Consider the following 11679-nt stretch of genomic DNA (forward strand, 5'->3'; position numbering starts at 1 on the left):
AGATGATGTAATCTGAATAGCAAAAAGGCACCCGAAGGTGCCTTTTTCACAATCTGAATCGCTTGCCTATCAGGCAGCGGCTTTCAGTTGCACGGCTGCGGCTTTCTTGTGATCGCCAATCGGCAGCACTGTGCGGCCAAATTGCTCGTTGATCACGGTGGCCATGGCCAGGTAGATGGCGCTGGCGCCGCAGATGATGCCTTCGAAACCGGCGATGGTGCCGATCAGGGTGCTGCCGGTGAAGTCACGGGCGGCCAGCAGGAAGAACAGCACTGTCAGGGAGGCAAACACGAACTGCTTCACGCGCGGGTAGTTGACGGTGCCAACCAGCATGAACAGGGTGAACATGCCCCACATCAGCAGATACCAGCCCATGTAGGCAGCGGGAGTGGCTTCGGCCAGACCCATGGTCGGCATCACCAGCAGGAACACCAGGCTCCACCAGAAGGTGCCGTAGGAGATGAAAGCGGTGACACCGAAGGTGTTGCCACGCTTGAACTCCATAATACCGGCAATGATCTGGGCCAGACCGCCATAGCACAGGCCCATGGCCAGGATCATGGCGCTGATGGGGAAGAAACCTGCGTTATGGATGTTCAGCAGAATGGTGGTCATACCGAAACCCATCAGACCCAGAGGGGCAGGGTTGGCCAATTTTTCGCTCACGTGGCGTTCTCCAAAAAAATAGAGGTGGGGGGTTGATAAAAGACGCGCGATTTTAGGCAGGCTCTTGGCCCCGAGCAAGAGGGGGAACCGCAGAAATGGTAAAAAACCACACGAAATTTTACCCCATGAACCATTCGTGCCATTCAGGTAGATAACAGGTGAATGAATAGCGCTGAAAAGGTTTGTTTTTTGTATGAAAAACGCCACTTCTGAAAGTAAGCAACATGGGGCGTGGGCATGTTTGACTGCCGCGCCTTGTCCCTCTTTTTTATTGCCCGAGTGGTATCCGGCTAAAAAACAGCCTCATATGCCATCAGACAAGAATGTGTCACTGCTATATCAAGTTGAGACAGACCTCAGCTTATGTTGGGAGTCTGCCGGTTGGGCAGGGGCCCAAGCAGGGATAGCATGGCTGACAACGGGAGCATCAGGAAATGGGGGCACGGGTAGTCGCACCAGCGCCATCTGCCTGGCGCATAGCACCGCTATAATAGCGCCGCAATATGGCGATGTGAAAAGATAACCGGCAGGGTGATCAAGGGGGGGGCTTTTGGCTCCCCGTTGCTCAATCATCCAGGGTCAGGACGACCTTGGCTTCCTTGTCCGTTTCCCGCACCTGGCTGTCGAGCACAAACAGCCGTTCTGGCGCGATTCCCTGGGTATCCACCAGATACTCCTTGGTGTTCTGGGCGCGGCGCATGGCGAGGTTGCGCAGGGACTTGGTGGTGATCAGCTGCTGATCCCGCAGCAGGATCTCCGCCTGGGCGCGCAGGGCCGGGCTCGATTTATCCAGTTTCAGCCGATCGGCCAGATCCCCAAGATCCTCATTGAAGCGCGCCTCATAGGCCTCGGCCAGTGCCGCTTGCAGGACGGGATCCTGCTCCAGCAGGGAGAGGTCGACCGGGGCGCCCGTGATCTTGGCCAGCGCACGTTCCAGCTTCTGGCGCTGCAAGATGGGGCGCTCCTCGTTGAAATTGACCTTGCCGCGAATGTTCATGCTGAGCCTGGGTCTCTCCTTGAGGGCCTGTGCCAGCTTTGCGAGCTTGGTCTGCTGGGTGGGTGTGAGATCCGGCTCACCGGGCAGGAAGAGCAGTTCGTCCAGATCCTCGGTGCCTCCGGCCAGGGAGGCCAGCAGGGAGAAGGGGGAGGTGATGGCCTTGCTGAGTGTGTTGCTCAGCACATCCCAGAAGATGTTGCCCAGGCTGAAATCCGGCTGATCCAGATTGCCCTTCACCTTGAGGTTCATCTGGATGACGCCATTGGCGTCGCTGAGCAGGGCGATGGCCAGCCCCAGCGGCAGATCTTTGGCCTGTTCACTCTTGATCTTCTCCCCCAGTTGCAGTTTTTTGATCGTGATGTCGTTGTTCCCCTCCAGCCGGTTGCCCCTCAGCTTGTAGTTCAGCTTCATGGAGAGCTGCCCCTTGTCGATGGCGTATCCCGCATAGGTGCTGGAGTAGGGGGTGAAGGTGGTGAGCTCGAGGTTGTTGAAGGTGACGGCCACGTCCAGCACAGGTTGTTCGATCAGCAGGTTGGTGCCGCCGCGAATGGTCACGGGGGCATAGCGGTCAACCTTGCCGTTGAAGGCGAGATCCGAACGCTGGCCGGGAATGTTGCTGATATGGCGGCTCTGACCCGTGAGGGAGGCGATGTCCACCACGAACTCCGGGCTCAGGCTGCGATCCGCAAAGCGCAGGTTGCCCTGCTCGGTACGGATCTGATCTATGGTGATGCGGGGAACGGGCCCACTGGCCGGCTTGGTCCCGGCGGCTTGCGGCAGCAGCAGTTGCTGGACGTTGGTCACCCTGTCCTCGTTGATCTCGATGCGGGCAAAGGGCTTTCGCAGCAAGATGTCGCCAATTCTCACCTGCTGGCTGATGCCGTCATAGTGCAGTCCGCTCAATTGCAGGTGCTCTATCTGCAGCAGGCGTTGATTGTCGGCCCGATCCAGCACAGTGAGACGCTCGATGTCGAGCCCACCCGTGACGTCGAGCTGGCTCAGCGTCCCCTTGGCATCGGTGGCGATGGCCAGCTTGGTGCGGCTGGCGAGCAGGCCATCGCGCACGCTGATACGCAGCAGATCCTGCAGGTAGGGTTGGGCCCACTTGAGGGGCAGTCCCTGCTGCCTGATCTCCCCGTTGAGGGCGAAAGGGGTGAGGGTAAGGGCACCGTCAAACGCCAGCGTACTCTGGGCGTTGAGGGTGGTATTGAGGGTGAGCGGGCTGCGTTGGCCTGCCTGGCTGCTCAGGGGGCCGAGGGTGAGGGTCAGCCCGGATAGTTCCCGCAATTGCGGCTTGCCGCTGCTCGACTCGGTCAGCTTGAGCTCGCCCTGGCTGATGCGGGTCTCTTTGAGCGACCAGCGCCACGGCTTGCCGCTATCCGCTTGTTTGCCCGCCGGCTGGGCGGCGGACAGCGGGATCAGCAGGGCGGCCAGATCCAGTTGTTGGCTGGCATCCAGGGCGGCCGTGATGGCTGGGGCCTTGAGCGCTATTTGGTCGATCTGGATCGATTGCTTGCCGCCATCCATGGCAATGCCTGCCAGCGCCAGCTGCTTGAAGCGGGCAAACTCGGCGCCCTGGCTCTGCTTGAGCTGCCAGTCGTTCAGGGTCAGCTTGCCCTTGGTGAGTTGCCAATCCAGCCCTTGCTTGCCCGGCGTGAGCTGGTAATCCAGCTCGGCACTGGCCTCGCCCTTCACCAGATCGACCTTAAGATAGGCGGCCCAGAGCGGTGCGAAGGGTGAGAGCGCCAGCTTGCCCAGGCTAAGCCTGCCCTTGCCTGCCCCCGTCATGATATCGAACTGACCGCTGGCCTTGAGCGGGCTGTGTTGGTTGAGGCTGGCGCTCAACTGAAACGGGTTGGTGTGGGCGGGCGCCGTGGTGAAATCCGGCAGCTGCAGTTCGAGCCCGCTCAGGGTGAGCGGCGGCACCCAGCCCGGGCTGCTGCTCTTGCGACTGTCCTGATAGCGGATATGACCCGCGGTGGCGGCCAGCCTGGTTATCTGTATCAGGGGAGGTTCGCTGCCAGCCGGCTCGGGCGTCTGCGTTGGGGTCAGCAAACGGGTCAGGGCGTCGGTCAGGTTGAAGCGGATGGTCCCCTTGTTGTCCGGGAGACGAACAAGCTGCACCGTCGGCCGGGTGAGGGTTGCGTCACTCAGTATGATGGCTTTCTGCCGCCAGCTTTCGCCCAGAGCGGGGATAATCTGCAACTGCTCGAAGGCGATGATGGGTTGCTGTTTTTCATCGAGCAATACCGAGGGACCGATGGCGAGGGAGGGGTGACGCAGGCCGACGCTTATCTCCCCCAGGGTCAGGTTCAGGCCGTAATGCTTGGCCAGCCAGCCCGGCAGGTGGCGCTGGGTGAGGGTGGGGGCTTGCCATAACAGGATGAGCAGGGAGATGAGCAAGACGGCGCTAAGGTAAAGGACATAGCGCAACAGGCGGGCACGCAGGGGCTTGGGCATGAGGCTCTCCAATTGATGCGTATAGGGTACCAAAATATCAGGAGACGATCGTGGCTCCGATTGATGCCTTGCGCCGTACTTTGTCCAACGGCGTATCGCTCTTTCGCTGCTCTGCAACTGGGCCAGCCAGGCTTCCAGCTGGCTAGCTGTTGGAGTGAAGCTCGTACGGCTGATCCCATTTGTCCGATCGCAGCAGGCGGGCGACTTGCTGCGGATACTGTTTGCTGCATCGCGTTGAGTTCGGCGATGAGATCCCGCGTCAGCCCGCGATAGCGGTTTTCACCCTCCTTGATCACGAAGGGGGATAAGGGTAACCCCCGACCTGGAACAGGGGGGGCATGCCGTGGAGCAGAGCAATAACAACCCGTAGCACCAGTGTTTCATGGGGGCACCAGGGCGGTGAGATGATCCCAGATTCGGTTAATCTGCGCTGGTTTTCAAGCTGTTAAGGGAATTTGCGCAGCGTTGCTCGGCCGCCTCCAGCTCCGCCATCACCATCTGGATGTCTTCCAGTTGCTGGCGCAGGGATTGGCGCTTGGCGTCGATGAGCTGGATCATGGAGTGAAGCTGGGTTTTGCTCGATCTGTCCGTGTCATACATGTCGAACAGCTCGCGGATCTCCGCCAGGCTGAAGCCGAGTCGTTTGCCGCGCAGGGTCAACTTCAGCCGGATCTTGTCCTTGTGGCTGTAAATGCGGGTCTGGCCCTCCCGGGTCGGGGTGATCAAGCCTTCATCCTCGTAGTAGCGGATGGTGCGCGGCGTGATATCAAATTCGTGGGCCAGCTCGGAGATGCTGTAGGTGATCTCCTTGCCGGGCAGGGGATCAGTCATCATGGTGCGCTCCTGTAGCAAATCGGATCTGTCGTCGCGTGGACCCCGAGAGGCCGGGCCCGCTTGACGGGGGGGTCAGAGATCATGATCTGCTCCTGTTGACAGTGCGGCGCGAAGCCGCATGGCATGGGCGTGCAGGGCCTGGCCGACCCGGGAGCCGTTGGGACGACCGAGTTGCTCGCTCACCCACTGACCGGTGGCGGCCAATTTATCGAGACTCACCCCTGTGCTCATGCCAAGCCCGTGCAACAGGTAGACCACCTCCTCCGAGGCGACGTTGCCGGAGGCCCCCGGCGCATAGGGGCAACCGCCCAGCCCGGCTACCGAGCAGTCGATGGTGCGGATGCCGCGCTCCAGCGCCGGCAGCAGATTGGCCAGCCCCTGGCCATAGGTGTCGTGAAAGTGCACCGCGAGCCGGCCCGCCGGGATCTCGTGCAGCACCGCATCCAGCATGGGCGCGACCGTGCCCGGGGTGCCGACCCCTATGGTGTCGCCTAAAGAGATCTCATGACAGCCAAGATCCAGCAGCCGCTCGGCCATGGCCGCGACCCGTTTCGGACGGGTCGGGCCGTCGAAGGGGCAAGCGATGACGGTGGAAAGATAACCCCGTACCCTGATGCCGAGGTGGCGCGCCTCCTGCACCAGGGGGGCGAAGCGCACCAGAGACTCCTCCACGCCGATGCCGATATTGGCGCGGGTGAAGCCATCGGAGCAGGCGGTGAAGAGGCCAATCTCGTCGACCCGGGCGGCAATGGCCGCCTGCAAGCCCTGCAGGTTGGGCACCAGGGCGCCGTAACGGGTCGCTCCCTTGCGCGGCAGGGCCTTGAAAAGTGCTGCGGAGTCCGCCATCTGCGGCACTTTTTTGGGTGAGACGAAGGCCCCCACCTCGATGCGCTGCAGGCCGCTCTCGGCCAGGCGCGCGATCAGCTCCAGCCGCTGGACAAGCGGCAGGGAACTGGCCTCGTTTTGCAGGCCGTCGCGCGGGCCCATCTCCACCAGGCTCACCTTGTCATCCTGCATTCCGGATTCTCTCTTCATGACCCGCTCTCTTGTTGATCCACGGCATCGGCAAAGCGCACCAGTATGGCCCCCTGACTTACCTGTTCCCCTTGCTTGCATTGCAGGGTCTCGATCACCCCATCCCGGTCGGCTTTCAAGACGTGTTCCATCTTCATCGCCTCCAGCACCAGCAGGGGTTGGCCCTTGCTGACGCGCTGGCCGGCCTCGACCAGCAGCGCCACGACTATGCCGTGCATGGGGGCCGTTGCACCCTGGGCGGCGCTGGTGTGCTGATCATGATGAGGCTGATGGTGTTGATCATCGGCGCAGAAGCGGATGCGCTGGTCATCGAGCTGTAACACGAATTCGGTGGCGGTCAGTGCCTGGACGGGGTAGCGCTGCCAGCGTCCAGCGTGTTGCAGGCGGAGATGATCGGTGCCCAGTTCACAGGGGAGTGAGCTCCCCTGCCACGTCAGCGTGCCGGCGTGCCCGGACAGGGTCAGCACCCGGGCCTCGTCGCCGATGCGCACCGCCGCCGTCCAGTTTCTGCTGGCCCCCAAGCGAAAGCCGCGGGCCTGTTGCCAGGGAGTGGCATCGGCACTGCGGCTGGCGAGCCAGAGGGTGGCCAGCGGCCAGGCCAGTTCCGGGATGGCTTGCGGCTCGGTGGGGATGGGCCACTGGGTGTGATGGTGCATGGCCAGTACGTCCGGCTCCTGACACAGGCGCAGCAGCAGCGGTCCGTTGTGCACCAGGGGGCCGAGCGCCAGCGCCGCCAGCGCATCAGCCAGCTTGGCAAACGCTTCGGTTCGGCTCTGGCCGTGGGCGATGAGCTTGGCAATCATGGGATCGTAATAGGGGCTCACCTCATCCCCGGCGGCGACCCCGGTATCGATGCGCACACCCTTGGGCCAACTGAGCCAGGCGATGGGGCCGCTGGCGGGCAGGAAACCGGCCCCTACATCCTCGGCGTAGAGGCGAGCCTCCACCGCATGGCCGCGCAGCACCACCTTATCCTGGGTGAGCGGCAGCGGCTTGCCTTCGGCCACCGTCAGCTGCCAGGCCACCAGATCCTGACCGGTGACGCACTCGGTGACCGGATGTTCCACCTGCAAGCGGGTGTTCATCTCCATGAAGAAGAACTCATCCCCGCACAGCAGAAACTCGATGGTGCCGGCACCTCGATAGTCGATGGCCCTGGCGGCGGCGACGGCCGCCTCGCCCATGGCGCTGCGCAGGCCAGGCGCTATGTTCGGCGCGGGGGCCTCTTCAATTACCTTCTGGTGGCGGCGCTGCAAGGAGCAGTCCCTGTCCCCCAGATAGATGGCGTTGCCCAGGCTATCGGCAAACACCTGCACCTCCACGTGGCGGGCGCGGGCCAGATAGCGCTCAAGCAGCACATGATCATCCCCGAAGGCGGCCAGCGCCTCGCGTTTGACCGCCGCCAGCGCCTCGTCGAATTCGTCGATCTGATCGACCCGGCGCATCCCCTTGCCACCGCCGCCGCTGGCGGCCTTGATAAGCAGCGGGAAGCCAGTCAGCAAGGCCTGCTCGCGCAGCCACTCGGGGCGTTGATCCACGCCGTGATAGCCGGGTAGCACAGGCACGCCGGCTGCCAGCATCAGCGCCTTGGCGTCCGATTTGTCGCCCATGGCGAGGATGGCGCTGCCGCTGGGGCCGATAAAGCGCAGGCCACGTTGTTCACAGGCGGTGGCAAAGTCGCTGTTCTCTGACAGAAAACCGTAGCCCGGGTGGATGGCATCGGCCTTGGCCTGCTGGGCGATGCGCAGCACTTTGGCGGCATCGAGGTAGCTCTCCCGTGCGGGAGCTGCCCCCAGATGCCAGGCTTCGTCGGCTTCCCGCACATGCATGGCGCAGGCGTCAGCGTCCGAGTAGAGGGCGATGGTGTGGATGCCAAGGCGCCGGGCTGTCTTGATGATGCGCACGGCGATTTCGCCTCTATTGGCAATCAACAGGCGCTTGATGGGGTGATCGTGGGTCATGCTTCATCCTTGAAACGGGGGCGCCAGGCGGGAGGGCGCTTGTCGAAGAAGGCCTGCATGCCCTCCTGGGCTTCGAGCCCGACCCGTACCCGGGCGATAGTCTCGACGGTTTTCTCTTCATGCAGGCGAGTGCCATGGCTCTCGATGGCGGTCAGCAGCCGCTTGGTCTCTTTCATCGCCTCCGGGCCGTTGTGACAAAGCCGCAGGGCCAGCGCGCGCCCTTGCGCCAGCAACTGATCCGGCTTGGCCAGCTGGTGCGCCACATTGAGCCGACAGGCGGTGATGGCATCGAAGGGTTCGGCGCTCAGCATGTAGCGGCGCGCCTGGCGCATGCCCATGGCACGCACCACATAGGGGCTGATCACCGCAGGCACCAGTCCCAGACTCACCTCGGAGAGGCAGAAGCGGGCATCCTCGCTCGCCAGCACCAGATCGCAGGCGCAGACAAGGCCCAGTGCGCCGCCATAGGCCGCGCCCTGCACCAGCGCCACTGTGGGGAAGGGCAGCTCGTCCAGGGTGTGCATCAGCCGCGCCAGCACCCGGGCGTCTTCGCGGTTGTGCTCGAAATCGGCGTGGGCCAGGTTGCGCATCCAGTTGAGATCGGCGCCAGCGCAAAAGTGCTTGCCCTCTGCCCGTAGCAAGAGGGCATGGGGCCGCTCGGCGTGGCCGTGGCGATGGGCCAGATCGTCGAGGCAATCGAGCAGCCCCAGCATGAGGTCGGCATCGAAGGCGTTGTGGCAGGCGGGGCGCGAGAGCACCAGCTCGGCCAGCGGACCGTGACGCTCCAGGCGAAATCCTTGCTGAGCGCCGCTGAAAAGTGGATCGGACATGTCGAGCTCCTTTACATCCGGAAGATGCCGTATTGTTCCGGGCCTGTCTCGGCCCCCTGACAAGCGGCCAGTGCCAGCGCCAGTACGGTGCGGCTCTGGGCTGGATCTATGACGCCATCATCCCACAGCCGAGCGCTGGCGTAGTAGGGGTGACCCTGCCGTTCATACTGGGCGATCACGGGCGCGCGGATGGCCTCCGCCTCCTGCTCGCTCAACGGCTTGCCCTCGGCGGCCAGCTTGTCGCGGCGCACCTGCACCAGCACGCTGGCGGCCTGTTCCCCCCCCATCACTGAGATGCGGCTGTTGGGCCAGCTGAACAGAAAGTCGGGCTCATAGGCGCGGCCGCACATGCCGTAGTTGCCGGCACCAAAGCTGCCGCCGACGATGAGCGTTATCTTGGGTACCCGGCTGCAGGCCACGGCGGTGACCAGCTTGGCCCCATGCTTGGCGATGCCTTCCCGCTCTGCGGTACTGCCCACCATAAAGCCGGTGATATTTTGCAGGAACAGCAGGGGGATCCCGCGCCTGTTGCAGAGCTGGATAAAGTGGGCGCCTTTCTGGGCGCTGTCGCTGTGCAGCACGCCATTGTTGGCGAGGATCCCCACCTGCATGCCTTCGATCCGGGCGAAGCCGGTGACAAGCGTGGTGCCAAACAGTGCCTTGAATTCGTCAAACTCGGAGCCGTCCACCAGGCGGGCGATGAGCTCGCGGGCGTCGTAAGCGCGCTTGAGGCTGGTCCCCACCAGACCGTAGAGATCTTCTATCGGATAACAGGGGGCTTCATAGGCCGGAGTGGATTGCGTGGTGTGTTCTCCCAAGTTGCTGACCAAAGTGCGGGCGATTGCCAGCGCATGGGCATCGTCACGGGCCAGGTGATCCGCCACGCCTGAGTGAGCGCAGTGCACCTCGGCGCCGCCGAGGGCCTCGGCGCTGATCTCCTCGCCGGTGGCTGCTTTGACCAGTGGCGGCCCCGCCAGAAAGATGGTGGCCTGTTCCTTGACCATGATGGATTCGTCAGCCATGGCGGGTACATAGGCACCGCCTGCGGTGCAAAGCCCCATCACCACCGCCAGCTGGGGGATGTTCTGGGCCGACATGCGGGCCTGGTTGTAGAAGATGCGACCGAAGTGTTCCCGGTCGGGAAAAACCTCGTCTTGCATGGGCAGGAAGGCGCCGCCGGAATCCACCAGATAGAGGCAGGGCAGGCGCAGCCGCTCGGCGATGGCCTGGGCCCGCAGGTGTTTTTTCACCGTGAGCGGGTAGTAGGTGCCCCCCTTGACGGTGGCATCGTTCACCACCAGCAGGCAGAGCCTGCCCGCAATCTGGCCCAGCCCCGTGATGATACCGGCGGCGGGCACCGGTTCGTCATAGACCTGCCAGGCGGCCAGCGCCGACAGCTCGAGAAAGGGAGAGCCCGGGTCCAGCAGCTGGTTGATGCGCTCGCGGGGCAGCAGCTTGCCACGGGCTTGATGGCGGGCGTTGTTGGCCTCGCCGCCGCCTTGGGCTATCTCGTCGAGACGGGCATTGAGATCCTCGACCAGTACCAGCATGGCCGAGCGGCCCTCGGCAAACTCGGGACTCGCCGTGTCGAGGCGGGAGTGGATACGACTCATGCGTTTTCTCCCATCAGCTCGCGGCCGATAAGCCAGCGGCGAATTTCCGAGGTGCCTGCGCCTATCTCGTAGAGCTTGGCGTCCCGCAGCAGGCGACCCGTGGGGTATTCGTTAATGTAGCCGTTGCCCCCCAACAGCTGGATGGCATCGAGCGCCATCTGGGTGGCGTTTTCTGCGGCAAACAGGATGGCGGCGGCGCAATCCTTGCGGCTGGTGCGGCCCTGATCGCAGGCGCTCGCCACCGAATAGACCAGCGCCCGGCTGCTGGCGAGGCGGGTGTACATGTCGGCGAGCTTGCCCTGTACCAGCTGGAACTCGCCGATGGCCTGGCCGAACTGCTTGCGCTCGCGCACATAGGGCAGCACCACGTCCATGCAGGCCTGCATGATGCCAAGGGGGCCCGCCGCCAGCACCACTCGCTCGTAATCGAGCCCGCTCATCAGCACCTTGACCCCGCCGTGCAGGGGGCCGAGCAGGTTCTGTTGCGGGATGCGGCAGTGGTCAAATACCAGCTCGCAGGTGCTGGAGCCGCGCATGCCGAGCTTGTCGAGCTTCTGGGCCGTGGTAAACCCGGGCGTGCCCGCCTCGACGATAAAGGCCGATATTCCCTTGGGCCCGGCCTGGGCATCCGTCTTGGCATAGATGACGAAGGTATCGGCATCCGGGCCATTGGTGATCCACATTTTGTTGCCGTTCAGGACGAAATGCTCCCCCTCGCGCGCGGCGGTCAGGCGCATGCTGACCACGTCGGAGCCGGCTTCCGGCTCACTCATGGCCAGGGCCCCCACGTGCTGGCCACTGACGAGGGAGGGCAGATAGCGCGCCTTTTGATCAGGGGTGCCGTGGCGGTGGATCTGGTTGATGCAGAGGTTGGAGTGGGCGCCGTAGGAGAGGCCGACCGAGGCGCTGGCGCGGCTCACCTGCTCCATCACCAGCACGTGGGCCAGATAGCCGAGGCTCACGCCGTCATACTCCTCCGCCACCGTGATACCGTGCAGCCCGAGTTCGCCCATTTGTGGCCAGAGATCGCGCGGGAAGACGTTGCTGTGATCGATCTCGGCGGCGCGCGGCGCTATCACTTTCTGGCAGAAGGCCTCGACCTGCTCGGTCAGGGCGCAAAGGGTCTCATCCATCACTGCGTGCATCCTGCTCTCCTTTGAATGACGGGGGCTTACCGGTCTGACTGCCCCGACGAGCCGAAATAGGGGGCCAAACTGGTCAGTCCATTTGTGTGTTAAGTTTACGTTATCGTAAACGTAAATTGATTGTTAGTCTAAGGTAAA

8 protein-coding genes are annotated in these 11679 nt (G+C 63.2%); all 8 read right to left on the reverse strand.

What is annotated here, in order from left to right:
- Positions 1–69: 69 nt before the first annotated feature.
- The 8 genes from WJM78_RS09290 to WJM78_RS09325 all read right to left on the reverse strand — a co-directional run bounded on the left by WJM78_RS09290 (position 70) and on the right by WJM78_RS09325 (position 11541).
- Positions 70–666 carry an acetate uptake transporter gene (locus WJM78_RS09290; RefSeq protein ID WP_042037427.1) on the reverse strand — a complete coding sequence of 199 codons (597 nt, stop codon included), beginning with the start codon at positions 664–666 and terminating at the stop codon, positions 70–72.
- Between the two features lie 565 nt (positions 667–1231).
- Positions 1232–4123 (reverse strand): DUF748 domain-containing protein, encoded by a 2892-nt coding sequence (locus tag WJM78_RS09295; protein WP_339015280.1) that lies wholly within the window; start codon positions 4121–4123, stop codon positions 1232–1234.
- A gap of 420 nt (positions 4124–4543) precedes the next feature.
- Complete coding sequence (locus tag WJM78_RS09300) at positions 4544–4954, reverse strand: MerR family transcriptional regulator (RefSeq protein WP_042037440.1); 411 nt, start codon at positions 4952–4954, stop codon at positions 4544–4546.
- A gap of 75 nt (positions 4955–5029) precedes the next feature.
- On the reverse strand, positions 5030–5974 hold the full coding sequence (locus tag WJM78_RS09305; protein ID WP_212513514.1) for a hydroxymethylglutaryl-CoA lyase: 945 nt from the start codon (positions 5972–5974) through the stop codon (positions 5030–5032).
- Positions 5975–5988: 14 nt separating this feature from the next.
- Positions 5989–7953, reverse strand: a complete 1965-nt coding sequence (locus WJM78_RS09310; RefSeq protein WP_339015281.1) for an acetyl/propionyl/methylcrotonyl-CoA carboxylase subunit alpha — start codon at positions 7951–7953, stop codon at positions 5989–5991.
- Entirely contained in the window at positions 7950–8783 is an 834-nt protein-coding gene (locus WJM78_RS09315) for an enoyl-CoA hydratase-related protein (RefSeq protein WP_042037431.1), read from the reverse strand. The genes WJM78_RS09310 and WJM78_RS09315 overlap by 4 nt, the downstream gene beginning before the upstream one ends.
- Positions 8784–8794: 11 nt before the next feature.
- A complete protein-coding gene (locus WJM78_RS09320; RefSeq protein ID WP_339015284.1) occupies positions 8795–10396 on the reverse strand; it encodes a carboxyl transferase domain-containing protein in 1602 nt (533 codons plus the stop codon).
- Positions 10393–11541: an isovaleryl-CoA dehydrogenase gene (locus WJM78_RS09325; RefSeq protein ID WP_339015286.1), complete on the reverse strand. Its 1149-nt coding sequence runs from the start codon at positions 11539–11541 to the stop codon at positions 10393–10395. The genes WJM78_RS09320 and WJM78_RS09325 overlap by 4 nt, the downstream gene beginning before the upstream one ends.
- Between the last annotated feature and the right edge of the window lie 138 nt (positions 11542–11679).

This window comes from Aeromonas popoffii, from assembly GCF_037818705.1.
GTDB classification, from domain to species: Bacteria; Pseudomonadota; Gammaproteobacteria; order Enterobacterales; family Aeromonadaceae; genus Aeromonas; species Aeromonas popoffii.